16 protein-coding genes are annotated in these 26,627 nt (G+C 43.1%); 14 read left to right on the top strand and 2 right to left on the bottom strand.

Translation table 11 applies throughout. The features are described from left to right. Window positions 1–321 precede the first annotated feature (321 nt). From F3I09_RS01390 to F3I09_RS01375, 4 genes are all read left to right on the top strand, one after another. Window positions 322–1,395, top strand: a complete 1,074-nt coding sequence (locus F3I09_RS01390; RefSeq protein WP_149693249.1) for an AraC family transcriptional regulator — start codon at window positions 322–324, stop codon at window positions 1,393–1,395. A 126-nt stretch (window positions 1,396–1,521) separates the two neighbouring features. Beyond that, a complete protein-coding gene (locus tag F3I09_RS01385; protein WP_149693248.1) occupies window positions 1,522–3,663 on the top strand; it encodes an outer membrane beta-barrel family protein in 2,142 nt (713 codons plus the stop codon). Between the two features lie 722 nt (window positions 3,664–4,385). After that, window positions 4,386–7,337 (top strand): glycoside hydrolase family 9 protein, encoded by a 2,952-nt coding sequence (locus F3I09_RS01380; RefSeq protein WP_149693247.1) that lies wholly within the window; start codon window positions 4,386–4,388, stop codon window positions 7,335–7,337. Window positions 7,338–7,583: 246 nt separating this feature from the next. Next, window positions 7,584–9,338: an SWIM zinc finger domain-containing protein gene (locus tag F3I09_RS01375; protein WP_149693246.1), complete on the top strand. Its 1,755-nt coding sequence runs from the start codon at window positions 7,584–7,586 to the stop codon at window positions 9,336–9,338. A gap of 407 nt (window positions 9,339–9,745) precedes the next feature. Here F3I09_RS01375 and F3I09_RS01370 read toward each other — a convergent pair whose 3' ends face one another. Continuing rightward, window positions 9,746–12,058: a histidine kinase dimerization/phosphoacceptor domain -containing protein gene (locus F3I09_RS01370; RefSeq protein WP_149693245.1), complete on the bottom strand. Its 2,313-nt coding sequence runs from the start codon at window positions 12,056–12,058 to the stop codon at window positions 9,746–9,748. A gap of 293 nt (window positions 12,059–12,351) precedes the next feature. Between F3I09_RS01370 and F3I09_RS01365 the strand changes: the two genes are divergently transcribed. The 10 genes from F3I09_RS01365 to F3I09_RS01320 all read left to right on the top strand — a co-directional run bounded on the left by F3I09_RS01365 (window position 12,352) and on the right by F3I09_RS01320 (window position 25,331). After that, on the top strand, window positions 12,352–12,840 hold the full coding sequence (locus tag F3I09_RS01365; RefSeq protein ID WP_149693244.1) for a CPCC family cysteine-rich protein: 489 nt from the start codon (window positions 12,352–12,354) through the stop codon (window positions 12,838–12,840). Window positions 12,841–13,163: 323 nt separating this feature from the next. Continuing rightward, entirely contained in the window at window positions 13,164–14,177 is a 1,014-nt protein-coding gene (locus tag F3I09_RS01360) for an NAD-dependent epimerase/dehydratase family protein (protein WP_149693243.1), read from the top strand. A 33-nt stretch (window positions 14,178–14,210) separates the two neighbouring features. Then, window positions 14,211–14,789, top strand: a complete 579-nt coding sequence (locus tag F3I09_RS01355) for a Crp/Fnr family transcriptional regulator (RefSeq protein WP_223233101.1) — start codon at window positions 14,211–14,213, stop codon at window positions 14,787–14,789. Window positions 14,790–15,201: 412 nt separating this feature from the next. Continuing rightward, window positions 15,202–15,795: an RNA polymerase sigma factor gene (locus F3I09_RS01350; protein WP_149693242.1), complete on the top strand. Its 594-nt coding sequence runs from the start codon at window positions 15,202–15,204 to the stop codon at window positions 15,793–15,795. Window positions 15,796–15,848: 53 nt separating this feature from the next. Next, window positions 15,849–17,024, top strand: a complete 1,176-nt coding sequence (locus F3I09_RS01345; protein WP_149693241.1) for a FecR family protein — start codon at window positions 15,849–15,851, stop codon at window positions 17,022–17,024. 110 nt (window positions 17,025–17,134) lie between these two features. Further along, on the top strand, window positions 17,135–20,503 hold the full coding sequence (locus F3I09_RS01340) for a SusC/RagA family TonB-linked outer membrane protein (RefSeq protein WP_149693240.1): 3,369 nt from the start codon (window positions 17,135–17,137) through the stop codon (window positions 20,501–20,503). Between the two features lie 17 nt (window positions 20,504–20,520). Further along, window positions 20,521–21,954 carry a RagB/SusD family nutrient uptake outer membrane protein gene (locus F3I09_RS01335; protein WP_149693239.1) on the top strand — a complete coding sequence of 478 codons (1,434 nt, stop codon included), beginning with the start codon at window positions 20,521–20,523 and terminating at the stop codon, window positions 21,952–21,954. Window positions 21,955–21,964: 10 nt separating this feature from the next. After that, entirely contained in the window at window positions 21,965–22,702 is a 738-nt protein-coding gene (locus F3I09_RS01330; protein WP_188133639.1) for a DUF4843 domain-containing protein, read from the top strand. Window positions 22,703–22,713: 11 nt separating this feature from the next. Next, the gene (locus F3I09_RS01325; RefSeq protein ID WP_149693237.1) at window positions 22,714–24,180 is read left to right on the top strand and encodes a PKD-like family lipoprotein; all 1,467 of its coding nucleotides are present in this window, start codon (window positions 22,714–22,716) and stop codon (window positions 24,178–24,180) included. Between the two features lie 14 nt (window positions 24,181–24,194). Continuing rightward, on the top strand, window positions 24,195–25,331 hold the full coding sequence (locus tag F3I09_RS01320) for a TlpA disulfide reductase family protein (RefSeq protein WP_149693236.1): 1,137 nt from the start codon (window positions 24,195–24,197) through the stop codon (window positions 25,329–25,331). Window positions 25,332–25,639: 308 nt separating this feature from the next. Here the strand turns inward: F3I09_RS01320 and F3I09_RS01315 are convergent, their stop codons facing one another. Further along, a complete protein-coding gene (locus F3I09_RS01315; protein ID WP_149693235.1) occupies window positions 25,640–26,614 on the bottom strand; it encodes an AraC family transcriptional regulator in 975 nt (324 codons plus the stop codon). Window positions 26,615–26,627: the final 13 nt, after the last annotated feature.

Genomic DNA, 26,627 nt, shown 5'->3' with positions numbered 1-26,627 from the left:
ATAGGCTGATTAGCTGATGAATGGAATATTCTAAACGCGGCGCAAATCTAAATGAGGAAACAAGGGATCATTTATCAAATTGGGAAAATGGTTTTCGCAATGCGGAAAAAAATAAACAATAACGCCTAATCGTTTCGCCAATGGCGTTTAGGTCATAGCAGAAAGCAGTCTGAAATAGCTAAAAGCCCTTTCAGGATCTGATCTAAAAAGGGCTTTTGCTGTCCTCCATTTGTACCGCCTATACTCCACTGAAGTATTCGCGAAGGACCAGGTCCTTTTTAATTATATATATTTGCTCCGAGCCCTTTAACACCCATCCACATGAATATCGGCCAGCAAATATTGTTTTTCCTTAGTGCCCTGGGAGCTTTTAACGGTCTGGTACTTGGACTTTATATCCTGCATAAAAAGCGAAAATCCATTCCATTTCTTCTTTTGGGTATTCTGTTGCTGGCGATCAGTATCCGTGTGGCCAAATCAGTATTTATCTATTTCAACCCCCAACTACCGAAGATCTACCTGCAGGTGGGGCTTTCTGCATGTTTCCTGATCGGCCCATCTCTGTATTATTTTTTCAGGGCCGCAATGGGAAGGATTACTGTTATACCGGCCAACTGGAAAAGGGAGTGGGGGATTCTGCTGGGATTACTGTTGGTAGGCGGCACCGTTTTCCCCTATCAGACTTGTCCCAACTTATGGAACCATTTTGTTGCCCAGCTCATTTACACGGTATGGGGCGCTTACATAGTAGCTACCGGCTTTTTGCTCCGAAATACATTAAAAACCTTTTTGGTGAACCGTTCCGGCTTAAATGCCACAGAGCAGTTCTGGCTGTGGGTATACGGGTCTAACTGTTTGCTTTACCTGGTGTACCTGCTGGCTTTGTTGCGGTACGTATACGGTATATATATTGGCGGCGGGATCACGTTCACTTCCATCTTATATCTCACCATTTTCTTTTTTGTAAAGGGCGCCAGGTTGGACCAGCTGCTTACGGCTCCGGAAGCAATATCCTCCAAACCTGAAAAGAAGAAAATAGCTGACATTGATGCTCAGGCCTGGGCCGAAAAACTGGGACAGGTGATCATGGATAAGGCGCTGTATAAAGATCCCAATCTGAAGCTCAGTGATCTGGCTCGTGCTATTAATATCCCCGCCCACCAGTTATCCCAATTGCTGAATGACAATTTGGGTAAAAGCTTCTCCACTTATATTAATGAGTACCGCATCAACGAAGCCTGTAAGCTGATTACCACGAAGGAACATCTTACATTTGAGGCCATCGGGTACGAGGTAGGGTACAACTCCAAGTCTACTTTTTATGCTGCCTTTAAGAAGGTAATGGATACCACTCCGGCACTTTTTAAGGAATCCTCCATGAAAACGACTAACTAATAACTTGTTGAAAATCTGAATTTTGTGATTTTCTACCGGTCCGGATTTATAAATCCGGACTCCTGATTTGCAAAGGCAGACCATAGGTGTTGGATCCCTTACTACGTTTGGGGAAACCTATAGTCGATGGCGAAAGTCTTTTCTTTTTTCTGTTTTCTTGTGATGATTAACCTGTATGCCCGGGCGCAGGATTCAACAATTGGCACCCGGCAGCTACAGGCGGTAGAAGTCAATGCCGCTCCTCCGTCCGTCCGGCAACAGGCCGATAAGCTGGTTATGACGGTAGCGGGTAACCGGCTGTTCAGGACAGCGGCTAATGGCTTTGATGTACTAAAAAAGGTGCCCGGCCTGGAAGTAGGAGGGGATGGCGCCTTGTTACTGTACGGCAGGATCACGCCGGCAGTTTTTATTGACGGCAAGCCGGTGCTGATGAGCCCCGAAGCACTGCAAAACTACCTGGCCGGTCTTTCATCCGACATGATCGCGTCTATAGCGCTGATAAATAACCCTTCTTCCCAGTACGATGCAGAGTACAAAGCGATCATCGATATACGACTGAAACAGGATATGACCATGGGCTGGAAGGGGAATATAAACACCAGTTTACAGCGGAATGCTTATACCTACAGCGACAATCAGTTGCAGCTCAGCTATAAAACCCCTAAACTCACCTACACGACCCGCCTGGGTTATACAAGGGGGACGACTATTTACCGGTACCAGGCACTGCAGCATCTGGCTAATACCGATATCATGGCTACCAATAACAATGTGCCTACCAGTAATAATAACTTCAGTTACCAGTTGGGAGCAGATTATAATTTTAAAAAGAACCAACATATCGAGCTTCAGTTGAGGGGCTTCCTGATAAACCGGAACGCCCATGCATACAATACCCTTTATACAACAGATGCTACGGCTCAGCACCTTGTTTTCAATACGAAAAGCGAGAACCACTACGATCCCACCCAGCGAAATTATCTTGTTAACCTGAATTACTCCGGTCAATGGGGGAAGACACAGTTGCAGCTATTAGGGTCATTTGTACAGGCCAATACCCGGCAACAAGAGGATATTCAAACGAGTGATGTCATCAGTAAAGCGCTGCTGGATTACTGGAAAACAGCCCTGCAGCAGGATATCCGTATCCGTACGATGCAGGCCGATCTTTCGCGGGAAACAGGGATAGGTACCTTCCGTATGGGTGGTAAATTTGTATATACCTCTACCCGGAATAACATTCATTACGACACATTGACGACCGAGCATGTTTTTGCACCGGATAGCGGACGGTCCAACAACTTTAGTTATGATGAATATATTTCCGCAGGGTACCTGTCCTATGAAAGGAAGCAGGGAAAATTTGATCTTGCTGCAGGCCTTCGCGCAGAACATACCCGGAGTATAGCCAATTCAATCACACAAAACGAGGTAACTAAACGGAATTACCTTACCTGGTTGCCTAGTATAAGCGCCACCTATACCATTAATCAGGATCAGCAAATAGGCATCTCTTTTGCCCGCCGTATTACCCGTCCCACTTTTAGCCAGCTGAATCCATTCAGGTTCTACAACAGCCCCCTGAACTATGTAGTGGGCAACCCTTACCTCTTGCCTTCCAAAAGCAATACACTGGCGCTAACTTACACTATCAGGTCGTTTACTTTTGCTTTGAATGCCGGAAGGGAAACAGATGCTATGCTCCGCTACCCCGAGTATGATACAGTTACCAACGTGCTGGAATATCTTGGCAAAAACATGCCTCATAAAGATTTTGCCAACATAACGGTCAGTGTTCCCTTTACAGTTACAAAATGGTGGCGTATGCAGCACAATATCAGCAGCGACTATAGAAAGGAACAGATTCCCTATCATGGAGTTACCTATGCAGTGGGAGTAACAGATTTCACCATCAGGGGGAGCCAGGTGTTTACCTTACCTAAGAGCTTCACATTTGATGTGTCCTATTCCTATCGTTCACGCAGCGGTATCAGCCTCTATATTGCGAAGCCTTTATGGAATGTTGATATTGGACTGCAGCGCACATGGCTGAAAGGAAAGCTGAACACGCGTATCAATTATTATGACATGTTCAACAGCACTGCTTTCGCAATTGTGTTCAGGGAAAAACAAATTATTAATAACCAGCTGTCTCATTGGTATGGCCAGCAACGGGTAGTCCTAACGCTTAACTATAGTTTCGGAAAGTCCACTTACCGGGCGAAACAGGTGAATAAGAATGAAGAGGAGAATAGGGCAGGACTATAAGAGAATAGTAGCCATTTAAAATGTCTGTGAAAGTTCTATTTCCCCTACACTTCAAGTTCAGGACGCGGACGCGTCCTGAACTTATACTTACATGCCAGTTAACCGAAAAAGTATTGTAATTCTCGTCCGGTTTCATCTGATGGGCCCTTTGTAAAGTCTCTGCAGTTACCGGATTCATTGGTAGCCGATAGGAGGATTTATGCAAGGCAGTTTTCAACCTGTGTTAATATATATCAATATCCATAGTGACATACAGCGTAAGTCTGATCTATTACCTGAAAGGGCAGGACCTGCCTTAATATTCTTCTTCGAATATAAGTGTCTATTATACAGTATATATCCTTCCACTCTTAGTTGAATTAGGATATTTTTAAATGAGTGCTTGTTTATCGCATATAATTCCCGTAAACTTGTGGAATCATATTGTTCACCTTGCCAATGACAAAAAGATGCTGCTTTCTTTTTTGTTCGTTGGTATAAATCCTAAAACCTGTTTAACCGATAAATTCTCTGAAAACCATATCAAGCGAATATTAAAAGATATCAACTGACAATACCTACGCGGCATCAGATAAGTTCCAATGGAGTGGTCATTGGTGCGTAATACCCACTAGTATCTGTTAAAAGTCCGTTTCCCTCTCCTGATCTGCTGCAACCTGTAGCGGAGACTATACATTTTTATTTTCAGTTGATCCAACAAGTACCTTCAAAATTAAAAGACCATGAAAAAAAGATGTAGTCTGATTGCTGCCATTCTACTAATGGTGTCCCTCAAACTAACCTATGCACAGAATTACAATTACGCAGAAGCATTGCAAAAGTCAATGTTCTTCTATGAATGCCAGCGGTCTGGCCAACTTCCTGCAGACAACCGTGTAACCTGGCGCGCCAACTCAGCAATGACTGATGGCGGTGATGTGGGCCATGACTTAACAGGCGGCTGGTATGATGCAGGAGATCATGTTAAATTCAATTTCCCTATGGCCTTCTCCGCAACCATGCTGGCATGGGGGGCGATAGATTTTGCCGGAGGATATAATACCACCGGGCAAATGAAATACCTGAAGAGCAATCTTCGGTTTGTAAATGATTATTTTATACGCTGCCATACTGCTCCCAATGAATTGTACGGGCAGGTAGGTAACGGTGGTACTGATCATGCCTGGTGGGGAGCGGCAGAAGTAATGGCAATGTCCCGCCCGGCGTACAAGATCGATCAGACGAATCCGGGTTCAGACCTTGCCGGCGAAACTGCTGCTGCAATGGCTGCTGCCAGCATTGTGTTTAAAACTGACGATCCGACTTACAGTGCCACATTGCTTAGCCATGCCATACAGTTATACAATTTCGCTGACAATTATCGTGGTAAATATTCCAGCTCCATCACCGATGCTGCCGGCTATTATCAGTCCTTCAGTGGCTACAATGATGAACTGGTGTGGGGCGCTATATGGCTATACCGCGCTACAGGTGATGCGGCATGGCTGGCAAAGGCGGAGAGTTATTATGCTAACCTGTCTTCAGAGCCTCAGAGTACTATTAAGTCCTTTAAGTGGGGACTCGCCTGGGATGATAAGTCATACGGTTGTTATGCCCTGCTGGCAAAACTCACAGGTAAAGCTCAGTATAAAGACGATATAGAACGTCACCTTGACTACTGGACAGATGGCTACAACGGACAGCGTATTACTTACACTCCCGGTGGCCTGGCATTCCTGGATGTGTGGGGCGCGTTAAGATATGCTATCAATACCGGTTTCCTGGCAACCTATTACAAGGATGCTGCTACAACAACAGCAAAGGGAACGAAGTATTATAATTTTGCAGTGCGGCAAATGAACTATGCGCTGGGAAGCAATCCCGGCAACCGCAGCTTTGTATGCGGTTTCGGCACTAATCCCCCTGTTAATCCGCATCATCGCACCGCTCATGGTTGCTGGTCCAACAACCTGAATGGTCCTCCCACTGCAACAAGACATACCTTGTATGGCGCATTGGTAGGAGGTCCGGGAAATGACGATGCTTATACAGACGATCGCTCTAACTATGTAAACAATGAAGTGGCCTGCGATTATAATGCTGGTTTTTCCGGCCTGCTGTCAAAACTTGTAGAAGATTATGGAGGTACCCCGCTGGCAAATTTCCCCGTTGCGGAAACGCCTTCCGGAGAATTTCTGATCGAAGCAAGACTGAATGGCAGTGGAAATACATATACTGAATGGTCGGTGTGGGTTAACAATCATACTGCCTGGCCTGCACGTATTGCTTCAAAACATACCTTCCGCTTGTTTATTGATATTTCAGAAGGACTGACAGCTGGCTATTCTCCGGCAAGTTATGTTGTATCGTCTAACAATGCAGACGTTACTTTTACTCAGTTAAAACCATGGGATTCTATTCAGCATATCTACTACACTGAAGTAACATTCAACACCAGTATCAAGATCTGGCCAGGTGGACAAGGTGAGTCAAGAAAAGAATCGCAGATACGCATTAGACTGCCTTATGAGGCCAATGCTTCCGCCTGGAATCCTGCAAACGACTGGTCATCAAAAGGCCTTGATGGCACTCTTAAGGAAGTTTCCACCATTCCTTTGTATATAGATAATGTATTGGTATACGGCAGTACTCCAACACCTGCCGTGGTAGTACCTGTTACAGGTGTAAGTGTTAGTCCTGCAGCTGCTTCTCTGGATATCAATAATACCCGGCAGCTTACTGCCACAGTAGCACCTGCCAATGCCACCAATAAAACTGTGAACTGGACTTCCAGTGCTCCTGCAATTGCCACTGTAAGTAATAGCGGTCTTGTAACAGCAGTGGCAGCAGGTAAGGCAACGATCACCGCTACTACAGCTGACGGAAGTTTTACTTCCAGTTCCAGCGTCACTGTTACCAATGTTGTAGTGCCTAAACAATATACCATCACTACCGCTGTAAGTGGTTCAGGATCTGTCGCTCTTAGTCCTGCGGGAGGTACCTATCCTGAAGGATCTCAGGTTACCATTACTGCTACACCGGCAAATGGATATAAGTTCAATAACTGGAGCGGAGCTATCTCGGATACTATCAATCCTGCTGTTGTAACGGTAAATGCCAATATCACCGTAACTGCAAACTTTACTCCAACTGCCAACCAGGGGAATTGTAGTAGCCCTTCTCCGGTAACACTTCCGTTCAAACAGGATGGTGCGGGAGAATATTGCTTCGTTATTTCAGGCAATATTTCTTATATCAATTCATGGAACCTGAGTCTCCTGGAGATCAATGGGGTTAACTACACCAATACCTGGTCTAACAGTCTTCCGGCGAGGGTGAACGGTAATTATTATGTTCATTATGTTGGCCCATACGCATGGTCACATTTCGAGGCGGCCGGAACTGAAGCAGGTGCGAGAGCTGAACTTGCAACCAGCACAGTGGCAGCAAAATACACTAATGCTGTTTATCCTAATCCGGTTACACAACACAGCTTTGCTATCCGTGTGGCTGATCCGGCTGTTACAGATGTGATAGTAACACTTACAGATATGTCTGGTAAGGTGGTATTGAGGAAGTCTGCAAAAGTGAATGAGACTTTTACTATTGATCCGTCCATACCGGCAGGTATTTATCATGTTGATGTTGCCGGAAAGAAGAAGAAAGTGATAAGCACAAAGTTGATGATTCAATAGTTAGGTTTTATATAGAACAGTCAGCTGAAAGTAAAGAGCCTTCAAGTCGCAGGATTTGAGGGCTCTTTATTTTGGCAGGTTGTCGGAAGCAGCCAATTGTGTTATTAGAAATTACATTTACTATAATGGCTTAATATTAGTTTTGGTACTTTTACGATTATACGGATGGTGATAAGAAGTATTGAGTGAGCCAACTGAAAGCCGTTTTTTAGGATAATACGTATTTTTGAATAAAATCATTGGCGCATGCTGGCGTTGAAAAAATTTGAGCTCCAGGTAAGTGACACGATAGTACATCGTGGAAGAGAATATTATGAGGACGGTGCAGTTCTCGATCTGGAAGAAACAGATAAGGATTTTTGGCAGGCAGAAGTGATGGGGGCTGAATCATATACTGTAGAAGTGGAGCTTTTCAGGAAGGACAAAATAAAATCATACTCCTGCAGCTGTCCTTATGACGGTGATATCTGCAAGCATGTTGTAGCCGTGTTGTTCCTGCTCAGAGAGGAGCTGACAAGGCTCCCTGCCATCAAAGAAGCACCGGAAAAAGACAATTTTGAGAAGTTATTACAGAAGATAAGTTTAGAGGAGTATCAGGAATTTATTCTAACTCATGCTGTCAGAGATGAGAAATTCAAGTCTACATTTGAACGTCATTTTGCCGATAAGGATAAAAGTATAGATATTGGTAAAAAGTATGCATATCTGATTAGAAACATTATACGAAGTAATACGAATGGAGATTTCATCGATTACAGGTCTGTTCACAGTCTGGCAAATGAAATTAACAAATTGCTTGAGGAAGGGGATCGCCTTATACATAAAGCCAATTTCAGTAATGCGTTTATCTTGGCTAGATCAGTACTGACAGAAGTTATCGACCTCATTACTTACTGCGATGATTCCTCTGGATGTATTGGAGATATAATTAGCAGTTGCATACAAATGATAGAAGTTATTGCAAAATCTGAAAAGGTAGCAATGGATTTAAAAGAGGGGATGTTTGGTTTTGTACAATCAGTGGTAGGTAATTCTGTATACTATGAGTATGGTGACTTTGGGTATGAGATGATAAATGTATATCAAACCTTGGCGCTGCAACTAAATAAGGAGAAATCGTTTCTGAATTTCATTGATGACCGGATTAAAAAGGCTTCAGCGGAGAAACATTCTTATAGGAAGGATTATTTCCTTGTGCGGAAAATTGGCTTTTTGAAGGCCATAGGAAATGTTGCTGATGCTCAGTTGCTTGCTCAGCAAAATTTAGATATTGTAGAAGTCAGGAAGGAAGAGGTGAATAGTTCGATAGAAAGAAAGGATTTTCTTTTGGCGAAAAAACTGATAGCTGAGGGGATCGTAATTGCCAGGGAAAAGGGCCACGAGGGAACTGTTGGTGAATGGGAAGAAGAATTACTGCGTATTGCTGTTTTGGAGGAGGATAAGAAGACGATCAGGCATTATACAAAGTATTTCGCTTTTGATGGAGGGTTTGATCAGGCATACTACAATCAATGGAAGAAGACATTTACCAATGCTGAATGGAAGGATGAGATAGAAAAGTATATTGAAGAGAGAATAGCGGGTATAGAAGCTCAGTACCAGAAACATAAAGGCAGGGTATGGTATTCGCCCGATACACAATTACTTGATTTACTAGCTCCTGTTTATGTTGAAGAGAAATATTGGGACAGGCTCCTTGCGCTTATGAGTAAGGAAATGGATCTGGAAAGGGTTTTACAATATCATGATCATTTGGTTAAGGAATATCCGTTACAATTATTGGCAATATATCTGCCGGCATTTGAGCGTAAAGGTGATGTAGTGGGAAATCGTAATGAATATGCAAATTTGGCTGCCAAAATGGAAATGGTAATTGAAACTATTCCGGAAGGAAAAGAACAGATCATTGCTGTTGCGGAAAAGATAATCCGTAAATATCCCCGTCGCCCTGCAATGATAGAAGAGCTGAACACGGTTATTAAAATGGGGAAGCTGAAATAGAGCAAGTAAGTGAGGACTGGTTTTTATTCCTGAACTCTCCCGGCGTCCTTCCTGTCTTGTCTTTAAACAGCCTTGAAAAAAAGCTGAGGATATGGAGGTATACAGATTAAACTGCTCTCCAGGAAATCATATAATGGCTTCAGCTTCAGTAAGGGCAGTTCTGACGGTTTTCCAGATGCTTTTATCTTTTTCGAAGTTTTTTCGCTCCGTGCTGAGGTGTTTTTTTATCTCCATAAAGGAAGATATGGGGAAATCCTGTTCCATAGTTCTATTAGGTTATACCCTATAAAGAAAGCCTCCGGTTTTTTGATTTGAAGGCTTTAAGGCTTGTGGGCTAAAGGGACAAAGATTAAGCTTTTTGTCTTAATCTATAGAAAATCCTTCAATTTTCCCCCATAGATCAGGTATCATAAATTTGAGACATAGTCTTCCATTTCCTCTTCAAGCCTCACCGGTGTACTAAACGCTTGTTTTTCCTGGTATTTAAAATTGACTGTAATAATTACCCCATTCCTGCTCTGTATATCCAATGTTCCTTCCAATTGTTCGGCGAGAGTATTCATAAGCATCATTCCCATAGACTGTTTACGGGCCTGGTTATTGCCTTCTGCGGATAACCCAACGCCATTATCAGCTATTATGAGCGTTAGCTGGCCTGGGGCGGTCTCCAGCAGGGAGATCGTTATAATTCCATTACCTGTAAAGGCATATTTTATGGAGTTGGTGATCGCTTCGTTGAGAATCAGTCCAATAGGAACGGATTGTGATACATCCAGGTTTACAGGGGTTATCTGAAGATCAAACCGGATCTTATTGACACCTGAAAAGCCATCTTTCAGATATTCGACGAGGTCTTTGATGTAGGCACTCATATCTATCATGGCCACGTTTTCAGATTGGTATAACTTCTGGTGAATGAGTGAGATGGCCTGCATCCGGTACCTGCTTTCCCGGATAGCATTGAGGGCATCTTTATCATCCAGGAATGCGGCCTGTGTGTTCAGAAGACTCATGACTATCTGCAGGTTATTTTTTACCCGGTGATGTATCTCTTTTACCAGCCATTCTTTTTCTCCCAGTAGTTTATTCTGGGTTGTGATAAGATGCTGGAGGGATTGGTTTTTCTCATTGATCTCATCTTGTTTTTGTTCCAACTGCCGGTTGCTGCGCAGCTTAAGTTGATAACGATTATACACGAGCGCCAGCATAATGGCTAGCATGATGGCCAGTATGCTGCCGCCTGCGATGATCGCATTTCTGATAAAGCGGGCTTTGTCCAGTGCAGCGCGTTGCAGTTGTGAATTACGGGTGAGTAATTCAATGCTTTGTTTTTGCTGTTTTGTTTCAAACTGTACCTGTAACGTACTTATCTGTCTTGTCTTAGCTATGTTAAATAGAGAGTCTTTAATAATTGTATACTCGCGATAGTGTTCGACAGCTTCTTTGTAATTACCCATGGCAGAATCGGCTCTGAAGAGAGCCATATGGGCGTTTGACTGCAGCTTCAGATTCTTCGATTTCAGGCCGAAAGCGATCACATTTAAGGACACCTGATGACTCTTCGTATATTCTCCGTTTTCGAGATAATATCTTGCGTCAAGATCATCTAAACTTGCCTGAAACATTTCAGGCAACTGGTCTCTGTTTTTATGTGCCAGACGCATATAAGGGAGGGCGGCATTGGTTTGTTTAAGATCCATGTAACAACCGGCGATGAATAAAGATATCCACGTTTTTTCTACAAAGTCTGTAGTGGGATAGTTACGTTCTGCTGCTTTCATCACGGCCAGGGCCTTATCAGCCATCTTCATTGCTGCGTAACTGGCCGCCATATTGATGGACAGGGTACGCAGCGTAGGCGTATCTGTGAACTTAATCGCTATCGGCCAGGCTTTTTGAAAGTACTTTAATGCTTCATTATGGTCTCCCATGTAGTAATAAAGGAGCCCAAGCCTGTTGTAAATAGTAGGGTATGTATAGATCGTATCTTTCAGAGACTCGATCACTTTTACAGCAAGCAGGTTGTACTTCATAGCGTTACCGAAATCTCCCAGAAGGCTATAGCCTGTTCCCAGTAAGGAATACACATCAGCGCCGGGTTCTACTTTAATTTCATCATAAAGGGCTACCGATTGTGCCAGCGTCTCTGTCAATGATTTGTAGTCATACAGGACATTATAGAGATCGCCCTGCATATACAGGGTATGCGCCTGTTTTTCTTTCAGGCCGGCCTCTTTGTAAAGCTTGATGGCATCTTTGTAATAACTGATTCTTTTATTAATATCTTCCCTGGCTTGCACTCCATAATAGTTAGCGAGTTCGATATACGTATCCGCCAGATAATCTTTCTGCTCGTATTTTTCGAAGATATTTTTCGCTTTCAGGGCATACTCTCTTCCTTTCGCTGTAATATGCTGCTCACGCAGGATATTTGAAAAGAGCAGATAGCCCTGACCTTCCCATATTTCGTCTTTGGCTTTTATAGAAGATATCAGCACCTTTTCTGCGTACAGGGTAGCGCTGTCCATATCAGTACGGGCTGTGCCCGGCCTCATAACATATGTGTACCCTGCGTCCAGCAGGATGCGCATTTCAGCAGTATCAGGACGCTCCTTTTTACTCAACTGTTGTAAGACCATATGTGAAGGCAGCTGCTTTTGTGCCAGGCATTGCAGCAGACATCCGATCATACAACAGGACAGCAACAATAGCCTGTTCATAACCCAGTTATTTTTATATAAACTTTTCCAGTTCGGCTGGTTCCGTGCATCTTATTTTTGTTACTCTCTCGACGTATTGTGGCAGCTGGTTAGCATGGGACTTTTAAGATCGGCTTAGTTACCAGAAGAATAGGGAGAAAAGTACAACATTTTTTATGATCATGCAATCTTTGTTCTCCTAATCGGTGTAGTATCAGCCTAAAGGGAGCAACAATAGGACAACTTTGAACCTCTTCAATGAGGAGATTTACCGGAAATTGTTGCTTTCCGGAAATAAGGTAATTTTGAACCATATGAATGATGCTGAAATATTAGCTGCTTTCCATATCAGAAGAGCCCACTATGATACTTATCTTGAAGCCAATGATATTCGCCTGTATACCTGCCCGGGCTGTGGCTTTCCTTCACTCACAACGCGCGGTGAATTTTCTATATGTATTATTTGCTTCTGGGAAGATGATGGACAGGATGATAATGCTGATAGTATATTGAGTCAACTGTTGGCTGAGGGTATTAAAATTTCCGGGCCTAATGGTAACCTTACTTTGACAGAGAACAGGATTAACATCGGTTATATACTGGAAACTAATGCTGAACTGATCAATGGTGAAATTGATTTTGATCCCGCAAGGGTTTTAAAGACAATTGCATTTTATAAACAGCGGAGGGATGAGATTGAAGACAGAATGACGGGAGACGAGCCTCCTTATGATCATATCTGGATAGAATGGAAGGAGGTAAGGAAGGATTTGCAGATGGCGCTTGTTGTACCAAAGTCATAATTCCTGTCAACTTAGCTGCACTGCTTTTCTATAATATGAGCATATCACGAAGAGAAAAGCCCATTGCCGGGATAGGGCCGACCCTTGTTTATTTTCTGCTCACTTCCTTTACAATGCGCTTTAAGAGGAAGTGACAGAATCAGCATATAAATATGAAGCCGGTTTTGATCTCTGAGAATTTATTATAACAAGGAGGCAAACAAAAGGATAGACATGTTAAACTAATATTTTAAAGAGTGTAAGGAATAAATTGGATTACCTAACAAAAGTCAAGTGCATTGGTAAACAGTTATAGGAACTTTGTCTCACTAAAATAAAGTGGTATGACACAGAAAAATCTGGCTTTAGTTTCCGGAGCCAACGGACATTTAGGGAACAACCTGGTTAGACTATTGATCAAAAAAGGAATTCCCGTAAGGGCAACTGTTCGAAGTATTAACAATAAAGCGCCATTTACAGGTTTGGATTGCGAGGTGGTGCAGGCAGATATTACCGATAAATCATCTTTTATAAAAGCGCTACAGGGAGTGGAAACGTTCTATGCAGTTGGCGCATCTTTCAAACTTTGGGCACAAGATCCTAAAAAAGAAATTTATGATGTTAATATTCAAGGAACAAGAAATACTATTGAAGCGGCAGCAGAAGCGGGTGTAAAACGTATTGTCTATGTAAGCTCTATAGCGGCATTAGATTATACAAGGCTGCCGACCAAAGAAAGTTATGGCTACAATCCTAACCGCAGGGACATGTATTACAATTCTAAGAACGACGGTGAAAAGCTTGCGTTTGAATTGGCTGGGAAACTAGGAATAGAAGTAGTATCTGTAATGCCCTCAGCGATGATCGGAAGTGAAGCTTTTCTACCATTGAATGTTTCTTACGGAGTTTTAAAGCTCATTCTCAATAAAGAAATTCCGGTAGATACTAAAATCACGCTGAACTGGATCGATGTAAAAGACGTAGCGGAAGGCTGCTATCTGGCTGCAAAGAATGGTCGTGCCGGAGAACGTTACATTTTGGCCAACGAGAAGTGTATGACCATCACAGATACTACCATCTTAGCCAATAAATTATATCCTGAGCTAAAGATCAAAATACCTGGTTCGGTACCCAAATCCATTTTGTTTATTATTGCCGGGATCATGGAATTTTCTGCTAAAATACAGAAAAAGCCACCTGTATTGACCCGTAAGGATATTGCTATGTTTTCAGGCTTGCAACAGAATTTTGACATTACAAAAGCAAAAAAGGAGTTGGGATTTAATCCCAAAAGCCCCGAACAAGCAGTAAAAGAAGCATTATTGTATTTAATGGAGCATAAAGAGCTATTGAAATAGTTATTGTAAATTTGAGTATATAATTAGTGAGGTATGATGCAACAGAAATTAATTGATTTTATCCAGTCCGGACATTCTCTTTCAAAAGTGGATGAGGATTTGATTTTTCAATATTTTGAGCCGGTACTTTTTCCTAAAAACCGTATTATTGAAGAAGAGGGAAAAGTACCGCAATACCTTTATTATATTATATCGGGCTATTTGCGCCTATTCCATTATAACGAGAATGGTGATGAGGTGACAACACATATCAATTGTCCTCCGGGGTTTTTTACTTCTTATTTTCATTTTGTAAATACAACAAAAGCCAATGAGAATGTTGAATGTATCACTGAATGTGAGCTATTACGCATTACAAAGACTGATCTTGATTTACTGACTTCAAAAAGCGAAGTTATGAAAGACTTTAGCATAGGAGTTTTTCAAAAATCTATCGCCTATAATGAAAACCGTTCGATTGAGCTTGCTACTCTTTCCGGAGAGAAGCGTTATAGAAAACTTATTGAGAATTATCCGGGAATCTTACATAACGTTCCCGTTACTTATATTGCTTCCTTTCTGGGGATGAAGCCGGAAAGTCTGAGCCGGATACGCCGGAAACTAATATTATAAAATAGCTTAGTTTTATACTCTCCACCTGTTACCTGTTCCAACCAAACAGTTTCACCTTTCTCATCCTGTTGTATTCACATGCCAATACCCTGTCAAACCCTCAATGGTTTAATTAAATTTATACCTGTAAAATTAATCTGCTTACCTTTAAAGGTATCCTGAGAAAGTATGATCCCTGGATAAAGTATCCCGAGCTAAGCAATGAGAAAAGGTAGAAAATTTCCGGTGATTGCAGACAGTATTTAAAGGCCTTCAATAACATGTTGGAGCCGCTGAACGGAAAATGACCGTACACTAACCCCCCTGTAGTAAAATATGAGCCAACTGCTTGTCATTGAAGAAATGACATCCTTAGGAGAGTTACACAGGGATGAAATATGCACTTAAAGTAAGCGCCTTAGAACCATAGAAATTGAAAAATAATAACTTATATCAGGATAAAGAATTCTTTGCACGTATTGCTAAAGGGGATGCCCTTGCTTTCCGCCTGCTGTATGACAAATATTTCCAGGTACTGCGCTTTAATGCCACAAAGCTGCTCAAATCAGAGTATTGGAGTGAGGAAGTGACGCAGGAAGCCTTGCTTTATATCTGGGAGAACAGAACCACATTAACCGGTATTGAGCATCCCGCGGCCTGGATCTTTCGGATGGTAGCCAATAAATGCCTCGATAGAATGAAACGCCAGGGCGTTGAGCTAAGGGCACAGTACATTATTAACGCTACTTTATACGAAAATAAGAATGTAGAGCAGAAATGGCAGCTGGATTATAATCTGCTGCAAAAGCTGATCGCCGAAGCCATAAGCCGGTTGCCCGAACAGCAGCGGCTTGTTTATAAGTTGCAACAGCAGGAGGAACTCACCTATAAAGAGATAGGGGAACGGCTCGGAATAAGCCCCAATACCGTCCGTAATCACCTCGTACGTGCCTTTGCCGCCATCAGGCAACATCTGCTCAACCATGGGGAATTTATGGCCCTTTCCTTCTTTATACTTTTTTTTTAATTTTTTTTCATTTCAGATAGTCCTTCGTTTATTCTTAATCGACTTAATTGTATATGGCAAACGAAACTGAACATATCCACCAGCTCTTTCAGTTGTATGTGACCAATCAGGCAACTGATGAGCAGGTCAGGGAGCTGTTCCTGTTCCTGCAAGACCCGGCTAACGATGCTGTCAGCCATGAGTTGGTTTCCCGGCAGCTGAGCGAAGATGCAGACACGGATAAAAGGTCTTCGGAAAGTCAGAAAAGAGTGTGGGAGAACATGCTGGAATTCAATAAATCCCTACACGGGCAATGGCAAAAGCAAAAAAGGAAACCTGCCGTGACGATGATGCGCTGGGTAGCTGCAGCTGGGCTGATTACTGCCATAACCACCTTCGTTTTCGTAAACAGGCAGCCCGTACCTAAGGCTGAAACAGCCATGGATATACCCGCAGGAGGTAATAAGGCTGTGCTGACATTATCAGATGGCTCAATTATAAGGCTGGATAGCGCTATCAACGGAACAATTGCCAGGCAGGGAAATGTAGCCATTATAAAGTCTGCAAACGGAGAAGTGCGTTATGATTCAAAAGGTGATGCTGCAGATGATGAGGTGCTGATGAATAAAATGACCACTCCCATGGGTGGGCAGTACCAGATAGTATTACCCGATGGAACAAAAGCCTGGTTGAATGCAGCTTCTTCCATCACTTATCCTGTTTTTTTTGCAGGCAATGACCGTAAAGTAGCAGTCACCGGAGAAGTATACCTGGAGGTAGCAAAAGATATGTCTCATCCATTTATCGTAGATGTAACAGGACACTCAGGTATCGAGGTACTGGGGACCAGCTTTGATATTAATGCCTATGAAGATGAAGGGAAAATAAAGACAACGTTGATTGATGGCCGTATCAGAATAACCGGAAGCACTATTATATTGAAGCCCGGACAGCAGGTCGTGGAAAGTGCAAACGAGCCGCTCAGTGTCCTTACAGATGTAAATATTGAAAAGGAAATTGCATGGAAAAATGGCATATTTTATTTCGAAGATGCCAGTCTGCCTTTAGTTATGAAACAACTTGCGAGATGGTATAATATAGAAGTACTGTATAAAGGAGCCGTACCGGAACTCAGGATCAATGGAAAAATGGACCGTAATCTTACCCTGCAGGGAGTGATGGACTTCCTGACAAAAATGGGTGTGAACTATACTATGAAGAGCCATACGATACTGGTGACCGGAAATTAAAAAATAAAAAGTATCAGTGCATTGTTAATTGGATTCGCCTTTGCCGGCGGGTGAAGGGCAATGCATGTTATAAATCAACCAGCATCAATTAATAACCAAACCCTCAAAGTATGCAGAATACTGCTTTGCGTAGATATGCAACGCTAAGGCGTTGCCTCTATCTGTTAATCGCTCTCTTAAGCCTATGCGCAAGAGGAACAGCCCAGGAAATTACCTATGCTGGCAAAAATGTCCCTATTAAGACCGTATTTAAAGAGGTTGAAAAGCAGACCGGCTATTTTGTTGTTTACAATGGACCCGTCCTTGATAACATCCCTTTGATTGCTATTAATGCTGAACATTTGCCACTTACAAAATTTCTTGATCTGCTCTTCAAAGATCTCCCCGTAGATTACTTGATCAGGAGTAAGACAATTATTTTATTCAGCAGGAAGAAGTTGCCGTCGGATAGCCCGCCACCGGCCATACTAACAGGAATTGTTACCGATAAGGACGGACAACCATTGCCCGATGCTACTGTTAGTGTTAAAGGGAAAAATATATTTTCCCCTACCAGTACCGACGGACGCTTTTCAATTATGGCTGAAGAAGGAGATGTATTGGTGATCACGTGCATCAATCAGACATCCACAGAAATGAAAGTACGATCTTCACCAGCCTCCGGAATTACGATCGTGCTGCAGCCATTGGTACTCAACCTGAACGAGACTGTGGTGAACGGGATCTACAAACGACCTGTAGAAAATTATACAGGAGAGGCGAAAACCTATACCGTTGACCAGTTGCGTACTGTCAATAATACAAGCGTAATAGGCGCCTTACGTTCCCTGGACGCTTCTTTCCAGGTGCCTTCCGATGTGAATTTCGGTTCTGATCCTAATCATCTGCCTCAGATCCAGGTACGTGGTGCTAACAGTATCGCAAATACGAATCTTACCAGTCAGTACGGTTATATTAGCAATCCGCCATTATTTATTCTCGATGGCTTTGAGGTGCCGCTGCAGAAAATTTATGATCTGGATATGAACCGGGTGAGTAAGGTGACTATTCTCAAAGATGCTGCCGCTACTTCCATCTATGGCTCCAAAGCGGCTAACGGTGTGCTTGTTATAGAAACCTTACAGCCCAGGAAAGGACGGCTGCGTCTGAGCTATAATAATAACCTTTCCTTCAGCACGCCCGATCTGACCAGCTATCACTTACTGAATGCAGCGCAAAAATTACACCTTGAGCAGGTAGCCGGTGTTTATAACAGATCATTCAGTCAGCCGCTTTCAGTACAGGAAGCCCTGGAAGAAATATACAACAGACGCCTGGCCGAGGTAAGAAGAGGCGTGAATACCTATTGGTTGTCACAGCCGCTTAGAACTGCTTTTGCGCAGAAGCACAGCGTGTATCTGGATGGAGGTGACGATTATATGCGTTACGGTGTGGATCTTTCTTATGCTAATACACCCGGTGTTATGAAGGGATCAAAAAGAGATAACCTTTCCGGTGGAGTGGACCTGGTTTATCACAAAGGCCCGTTGCAGTTTACCAACTATTTGTCTGTTACCAGCAATAAAGCTGTTAATTCCCCTTACGGCAATTTCTCACAATATGCAAAGCTGAATCCTTACTGGCGGCCTGTTGATTCGCTCAGCGGAAAGATCTCTAAGATCCTCGAGCATAGCGACTACGATGCCGGCCTACAGGATGGGGTCTATAATCCCATGTATGATGCGCAACTGAAGACAAAAAACACAAGCGGTTACGTTAATATCACTGATAACTTTCAGGCAGACTGGAATATACTGAGAGCGTTGAAGCTGAGCGCGCGGTTCAGTATGTATAACCAGCGAAATACGGCCGATTTTTTCCTGCCGGCCGATGCGGTGGAGTTTGTGAATACGCCTGACAGCCTTTTCTCAACCCGTGGTTACTACCAGCAAACTACCGGATTATCATCCAGCTATCAGGGTGATGTGTATCTGAATTATGGAACTAATTTCGGCCGGCATACATTATTTTCTACAGCAGGTTATCATATCCAGCAGGATAAATCCAATGCCAGTACAGTAATGGTGGAAGGATTTCCCAATGCTGATCTTGACAACATACTCTTTGGATTGCAATACCCGGTATACGGGAAGCCTACCGGTACCGAAAGCATCCAGCGATTGATCAGCTATTATGCAAACGTGAGCTACGCATACGACTATAGATATTTGCTTGATCTGTCTTTTCGGGAGGACGGTTCTTCCTTATTTGGCTCCAATAAACATTACGCGCCTTTCTGGTCAGTTGGTATTGGCTGGAACGTAAATAGAGAAAAGTTCCTGCACATTCCGGCGTTGATCAACCGGTTTAAGCTACGCGCTTCAATCGGGTCCACAGGCTCACAAAACTTTCCTCCTTTTGCAGCGGCTCAGACTTACCAATACTTAACATCCACCCGCTATCTGGACCATATTGGTGCTTCCCTGTTAAGCCTGGGCAATACAGATCTGAAATGGCAGCAGACGAATAAGCTGAATATCGGTACTGACATCGAATTATTCAGGGGCAGGATACAGGTTACCTTCAACTATTATCTGGAACATACCAATGACTTGTTTACCACCGTCAATACCACTCCTTCTACCGGTTTTAATAGCTTTTTTGCAAACCTGGGCACCGTGCAGAACAAAGGAATGGAAGTGTACCTGACTGTATTTGCCATAAAAAAGGAGAAGGAAAATATATTCTGGAGTTTTTATTGCAACCTGCTGCATAATCAAAATAAGTTGCTGCGTATTTCTGATGCATTAAAAGCACAGAATGAACAGGCGCTGGGTGAGCAGACAAAGTCAGACAAACCTGTTACAGCTCCTGTGCTGCAGTATAAAGAAGGGCAAAGTGTGAGCACCATCTATGCCGTGCGCTCCCGGGGAATCGATCCCAGTACTGGTAATGAGGTTTTCCTTACCGCAAATGGTGAGCAGACCTACAGATGGGACTCGCGTGATGAGGTGCCTGTAGGGGATAATCAGCCTGAGGTTACCGGTAACTTCGGTACCAACTTCATGTACAAAGGATTTAGTGTAAATGTTTCCATGCGCACAGAGCTGGGTGGACAGATCTATAACAACACGCTGGCCGACCGGGTGGAAAATGCCGATCCCGTATACAATGTGGACATACGCGTACTCACAGACAGATGGCAAAAGCCGGGTGATGTTGCCCGCTATAAAGGATTGAAGAACCTGAACGGTAATACCCGTACCGATATCACCAAAGCCACTTCCCGGTTTATACAGGACAATAATATGTTGTATTGTGATGCCATCACATTGGGATATCTGTTACCGCACAGTCTTATTGACAAATGGAAGATGAGCAGGCTACAATGTTACCTGTATATCAACAATCCATTTGTGATCTCTTCGGTCAGGCAGGAAAGAGGGCTTAGTTATCCCTTCGCCCGCAATTATTCATTCTCTCTGCAAGTGGGATTCTAAATCTTAAAACCCGGTGTATGAAAAAGACACATTATTTAATAATATTCTTAGGTATCATTTTAATAACACCCGGCTGTAACAAATGGCTGGACACCCGCCCTCAGACCCTTGTGGCGCCTGATAAGCTCTTTTCTACGGAAAGTGGTTTTGAGGATGCGATGTATGGCGTGTATACAATAATGGCCAGCTCCTCCTTATATGGCGACCAGCTCACCATGAGTTTCCTCGATGTACTGGCGCAGCAATACAGCTGTCAGAGCAATCCTGCTCATCGGTTCTATCAGGCGGCACTTTATAACTACCAGGATGCCGTTGTAAAGACGAGGATCGATAATGTATGGGATTCCATGTATCATGCGATCGCCAACGTTAATAATATACTTCAACAGATCGATGCGAATAAAGACCTGTTCCAGCCAGGCAATTATGAGCTGATGAAAGGGGAGGCTATCGGCCTGAGAGCTTTTATGCATTTTGATCTGTTACGGTTGTTTGGGGCCTCTTATGTCAGTGATCCGTCAAGGCCGGCTATTCCTTATGTAAAGACTGTTTCAGGGAATGTAACTCCATTACTGACTGTAAGCCAGGTGCTGGACAGCGTTATCAGTGAGCTTACTTTGGCCGATTCGTTGCTGGCCGGTTACAAGACGGTGAATTACAACTATTATGATGCCAGCAACCAGTCACAGAACGACTGGCTCAATCACCGGCAGAACCATTTCAATTACTGGGCAGCAGAAGCTACACTTGCCAGAGCCTGCCTGTACAAAGGAGACAAAACACGTGCATTGTTGCATGCGAACAATGTGATTCATTCCGGCATGTTTGATTTCCAGACGCCTGAGCGCATTTCGAACTTACAGGACAGGACCTTCATACCCGAACAGGTTTTTGCCCTCAGTAAGTTTAATCTCCGCGCGCAGGTTGACCTGTATTTTAAATCCACCGGAACTGTAAACATAAACGTGAATCAGCAGCTGACCAATACATATGGCAACGGAGGAGTGATAGATCAGATTTATGAGATCAGCTCCGGCGGCGTCAGCGATATCCGTTATGCCCGTCTCTGGGACCTCGGTGGCGCTATTTATTTCTGCACAAAGTTCTGGCAGGTATCCGTGAATCCCATCTATAATAATCTTGTGCCGCTGATCCGCCTGCCCGAGATGTATTATATCGCTGCAGAATGCTCCGATCCTTCAACTGCTATCGGATACCTGAATACGGTGCGTCACCAGCGGGGCTTGAGTGATCTGTCGGATGGGATGGACAAGGCGGAGGTTCAGTATGAGATCCTGAAAGAGTACCAGAAGGAATTTTATGCGGAGGGCCAATTGTTTTATTACTACAAAAGAATCAACAGTTCCCAGATCCGGTTTACCGCTGTAACAGCTTCTGATAAAATTTATGTTTTACCGCTGCCAGATGCAGAATTACAGTACAGAAACTAAACACTTTTTTATGAAAAAATTACTTGTAATCCTCTTTTTAACAGCTTGTGGAAAAGATGAAATATCAGGGTCCTACAACGGACAGCAAAGTGTGTATTTTATCTATAATACCAACGCTGTTTATTCAGGCGGCATTGATAGTGTGAGTTACACATTTGTTGAGAAGAGCAGCACTATGAGACAGGATACAGTCTGGTTACCCGTTCGCATCACCGGTAATGCGTCTGACCATGACCGTGCCATTGACCTGGTGGTAGTAGCAGATAAAACAACAGCTATAGCTGATGTGCATTACAGGCTGCTGAGTTACAACATGCCGAAAGATTCGTTCACCACGCGTCTAGGCATTGTGCTGCTGCGCGATGTTTCCCTGAGGGATACGGCTGTCGTACTGGCCCTCAGTTTGCAGTCCAGCAAAGATTTTCCCTTATTAATGAAAGATACCATGATGGCGGATGGCACTTATTATAACCGGAGCCAGGCCCGGATTATTTTCACTGACAGGCTGATAAAACCCGGGAACTGGGATTCTTACCTCGTGACCTTCTTTGGTGCGTATAGCGAAACCAAGCTGCGTTTCATTGCATCTGTATTGGGTATCGCTACTTTCCCTTCCAGCGGTCCCGATGCGCTTGGTTACCCAACGTTACAATATTACCAGAATGCAGTCAGGAACGCGTTGCTCGCTTACAATGCCGATAATGGGCCTTTAATTGACGAGAACGGAAATCCTGTTTTTATCCCTTAATTAAGACAACTATGAAGCATATATTGAATTCTCTATTGCTGGCGATCATCCTCTTTACAGGATGTTATAAAGATAAAGGTGACTATGATTATAAGCCCATCAATGATATTACAGCTACGGTAGTTAAGGATACCTTTCGTGTAGGTCAGTTTGACACATTGCGCATATCACCTGCTATCACCGGCCGGGACACTAACCGTCTCAGCTTTGAATGGAGGATATATCCTGTCACAGATCCGGCTAATCCGCTGGACCCTGGAAGGATTGAGGTGATCTCAAGGGACCGCTTTTTCAATCAGCCAATCACGCTCCGGCCTGCAGCTACTTATTATAACCTGGACTTTGTAGCAAAAGACACGGTAACCGGTGTCAGTTATTTCAAACACCTGTTTCTGCAGGTAACTACCGTTTTCCAGACCGGCTGGATGTTACTGGAGCAGAAACAGTCAAATGCTGATATCAGCTTCATTTCTCCTGATTATATCGCTTATCACGGTGTCTATTCAGCCAGCAATCCAACTATGCCACTGCCGGTTACTGCCCGCCAGATTATCAGCATCAATACACAAAGCCTGATAGGGACTTTGAACATGGTATATTTTGATGGAGGAGGATATACCCTGGATAATACTTCTTTACAGGTGCTGGCTGATTATACAAAACTATTCTATGCCCCTCCTGCAGAAGTGCAGCCCTATAACATGGTCAGGCCCAGCTTTTATTCCTATGGCCCTTATGCACTCTGTGGCAAAAAAGTGTACGCGCTGAATGGCATGTTTGCTTCCAAATTATTTGGTGCTGCTTTTACACAACCGGATAATCAGGGTTATGCTGCTGCTCCTTTTGTAGCAGGAGGCAGCTCTTTTGGCGCTATCTTTTTCGATCAGGCCCATTATCGTTTTATGTATGATGGAGGTGGTACCTCTACCAGCCTGAATGTTTTTCCGCAGAATAATACGATGGCCTATGACCTGAACAACGTTGCTAAAACTATGCTCACCATGAAAGCAGGTTTAGGCTGGGATTTGCTGCCGACTAACTGGTATGCCGTGTTTAAGAATGAATCAGATGACAGCTGTTTTCTATATACGCTGAATGCCAATGGTAATTTTGATACGTCTCCTGTAGCTGCTGCACAGCAGCCGATTCTCAACAGTCCGGATGTACATCGTAGTCCTGATTATCTTTTTTCCAGCACTGTAAAGCAGATGTATTATGCGGCGGATAACAGGTTGTATGTATATGACATGGCAGCGAACCAATCCCGGGTAATCTACCAGTTTGCCAATGGTGAGAATATAGTGGCGCTGAAGATGATGAATGGCGTAATCACCCTGGCTACCTGGAACGGACAGCCCGGTGGTGGCACAGTATATTACCTGCCTGTGGCGGCCACAGGTGATATCAGCGGAAACACCTATACACAAAAGGTTACCGGTTTCGGAAAAATTATCGCTTTAACCTATAAACAGGGATGATAAACATAAAATAAATGAAGAAGATTATTGTAATAGTTATGTTGCTGCTGCCCATCATCAGCCAGGCACAAATGCAAAGTAGTGTCATTAAGCTCGACATTGATACGGTTTCGGCTAAAAGGGCTTACCTGATATACAAAATCGGAGATGAGACAATGGTGGATTCTCCACGTGTGGAGAACGGTAAAGCCATGTTTGATTTGAAGATCCCATATCCCATTATCGGCAAACTAAGTCTGGATAATAAGGGATTTGGCTATCAGAATGGCAAAAAGCCCGACCTGCTTACCTTTTACATAGAAAAGGGGACTATTGCGATTAAAACCCACGACCTCATTAAAAATGCGGTCATCACAGGCTCTAAAATGAACGATGAACTGGCCATGTATAACCGTTTTATTAAAGAGCCAATGGATGCGCTGGATGATGAAGCTTTTCACTTCAATACGGCATCCCGGGACAAATGGCAAGACACCGCTTACCAGAATACATATTCCAGGCACATGAAAGAGTATCTGGCAACGTTAAAGCAGCTTCAGACAGAGTGGGTAAAAGGGCATCCGGATGCCTATGTCAGCCTCATGGCGATGGAATGGATCATTGGGTCGGTTATAGATGCTCCTGCCGTAGAACCGTTGTTTAATAGTCTTTCTGCATTCCTCAGGAGCTCTGTGGATGGGAAAGCGATGGGGGCCCGGATTGCTGCTGCAAAAACGGTGGCTGTAGGCTCCATAGCTCCCGCATTTACGCTCAACGATGTAAATGGATCACCCATAAAGTTGACTGATTTCAGAGGGAAATATGTGTTACTTGATTTCTGGGCCAGCTGGTGCGGGCCATGCCGGGCAGAAAATCCTAACTACATAAAAGCATACCGTCAGTTTAAAGACAAAAATTTTACTTTATTAGGCGTTTCTCTGGACAGGGAAGATCAGAAGGATGCCTGGTTAGAAGCTATAAAAAAAGACGGACTGGAATGGCCCCAGGTGTCTGATCTTAAATACTGGGATAGTGAAGTAACCCGTATGTATGATGTAAGGGCTATCCCCCAGAATTTCCTGATCGATCCAAATGGAAAAATCATAGCTAAAAATATGCGCGGGGAAGAGCTGCAGCAAACGCTGACAGCTATTTTATCTTCTGCGCCGTAAATCGAAAACCAACATTCAACAGAGCCTCATTAGAATCTTTTAATGGGGCTCTTAAAAGGTTTCGGCAAAGAGCAGGCAGATGGGACTTTATAAATAGGTTGGTAAAATAAAATTTATCATAAAGGAACATCAGATTTCAAACTAAAAAAGCCTTCAAGTCGAAAGATTTGAAAGCTTTAAAGTTTGCGGGCTTCTACGCCATTATCCGCGATGAAATTATCAGGTTGTAAAGTTTTCAGCAATGTCATTACCTTCTTAGGGGCAGTGTCAATCAGCTGGTAGCCATTAGCATTCGCCTGTGCATTCTTTTATTGACTTACAGAATACTTCTTTGGCTTCATACCAATATGTGTTTCAAACAATCTCGTAAAATGACTAAGGTTTGAAAAACCCAAACGATAGCCTACTTCCGACACAGACAAATTTCCTTCCTTAATTAAGTATGCCGCTTCTTTCATTCTAAAGCTTTGGTAGTAGTTAAAAATACTGTTTCCAAAAATCTGCTTAAAAACCCGCTTTAATTTAGATTCGCTCATACCGGAAATTTTTACAAGTTCAGCAATTATTGGAGGGGCGTCAATGTTTGAAAGAATTTGATCCTTTATCTTATACACCATTTTTATATCATTCACATTCAGCGTTTGTAGAGGAGTGTTTTGTCGTTTCAGTAATTCCACAAACAATAGATAAATAAGTTCTTCTGCCTTTAATTTGTAATAAAAATTCTGTAATTCTTTTGCGGGATTTGCTTTGACAATTTCAGTGGCCACTTCTTGAATTTGTGGCGAAATTAATTCTTCAAATAAAAACGGAAGACTACCCGAAGTTATCATTTGTAAAAGTGTATTCCCCCTTTTAGGTTTCAGCAATTCCTTTAGATAATCTACATGTACGGTAACGACTATAGAATTAATCTTTTTATTAGCTGGAAGGAGTTCATTATTAAGCCCGGTAGTTGTTACCTGTACCGAAGGCAACAGTTTTCCACTTGCCGATGGTTGTAAAGACCGGGTTTTTATTTCATCTTTTAATTGATAGATATTGTGAAAAGCAATCACTACAAATTTCTCTTCTTCTTTATTAATCCCCCTGTCCAACACCCAATCTTTGTTCAACTCATATTGCCTCACTATTAGTCGTAATTTAGGGTTGAGGAAAAAACCTTTAATATAACCAGTGCCCATATCTGAGGGAATATGTGTCACGCCATTTTGCACTTTGCCTCTAATTGTCTTTACAGAGGTGTCTAAAGTCTTGCCCTTGCCACTGGAATTCGATTTCATGAATTGAACGATT

Origin of the sequence: Chitinophaga sp. CF418, assembly GCF_900142925.1 — a bacterium.
Classification (GTDB): Bacteria; Bacteroidota; Bacteroidia; order Chitinophagales; family Chitinophagaceae; genus Chitinophaga.
Note: the sequence above shows the minus strand (reverse complement) of the source record. Positions and strands in the feature narration are given on the sequence as shown.

Excerpts from the sequence above, each read along its gene's own strand:
- F3I09_RS01390 (WP_149693249.1), top strand. The coding sequence starts at position 322 with ATGAATATCGGCCAGCAAATATTGTTTTTCCTTAGTGCCCTGGGAGCT.
- F3I09_RS01385 (WP_149693248.1), top strand. The coding sequence starts at position 1,522 with ATGGCGAAAGTCTTTTCTTTTTTCTGTTTTCTTGTGATGATTAACCTG.
- F3I09_RS01380 (WP_149693247.1), top strand. The coding sequence starts at position 4,386 with ATGAAAAAAAGATGTAGTCTGATTGCTGCCATTCTACTAATGGTGTCC.
- F3I09_RS01375 (WP_149693246.1), top strand. The coding sequence starts at position 7,584 with ATGCTGGCGTTGAAAAAATTTGAGCTCCAGGTAAGTGACACGATAGTA.
- F3I09_RS01370 (WP_149693245.1), bottom strand. The coding sequence starts at position 12,058 with ATGAACAGGCTATTGTTGCTGTCCTGTTGTATGATCGGATGTCTGCTG.
- F3I09_RS01365 (WP_149693244.1), top strand. The coding sequence starts at position 12,352 with ATGAATGATGCTGAAATATTAGCTGCTTTCCATATCAGAAGAGCCCAC.
- F3I09_RS01360 (WP_149693243.1), top strand. The coding sequence starts at position 13,164 with ATGACACAGAAAAATCTGGCTTTAGTTTCCGGAGCCAACGGACATTTA.
- F3I09_RS01355 (WP_223233101.1), top strand. The coding sequence starts at position 14,211 with ATGATGCAACAGAAATTAATTGATTTTATCCAGTCCGGACATTCTCTT.
- F3I09_RS01345 (WP_149693241.1), top strand. The coding sequence starts at position 15,849 with ATGGCAAACGAAACTGAACATATCCACCAGCTCTTTCAGTTGTATGTG.
- F3I09_RS01340 (WP_149693240.1), top strand. The coding sequence starts at position 17,135 with ATGCAGAATACTGCTTTGCGTAGATATGCAACGCTAAGGCGTTGCCTC.
- F3I09_RS01335 (WP_149693239.1), top strand. The coding sequence starts at position 20,521 with ATGAAAAAGACACATTATTTAATAATATTCTTAGGTATCATTTTAATA.
- F3I09_RS01330 (WP_188133639.1), top strand. The coding sequence starts at position 21,965 with ATGAAAAAATTACTTGTAATCCTCTTTTTAACAGCTTGTGGAAAAGAT.
- F3I09_RS01325 (WP_149693237.1), top strand. The coding sequence starts at position 22,714 with ATGAAGCATATATTGAATTCTCTATTGCTGGCGATCATCCTCTTTACA.
- F3I09_RS01320 (WP_149693236.1), top strand. The coding sequence starts at position 24,195 with ATGAAGAAGATTATTGTAATAGTTATGTTGCTGCTGCCCATCATCAGC.
- F3I09_RS01315 (WP_149693235.1), bottom strand. The coding sequence starts at position 26,614 with ATGAAATCGAATTCCAGTGGCAAGGGCAAGACTTTAGACACCTCTGTA.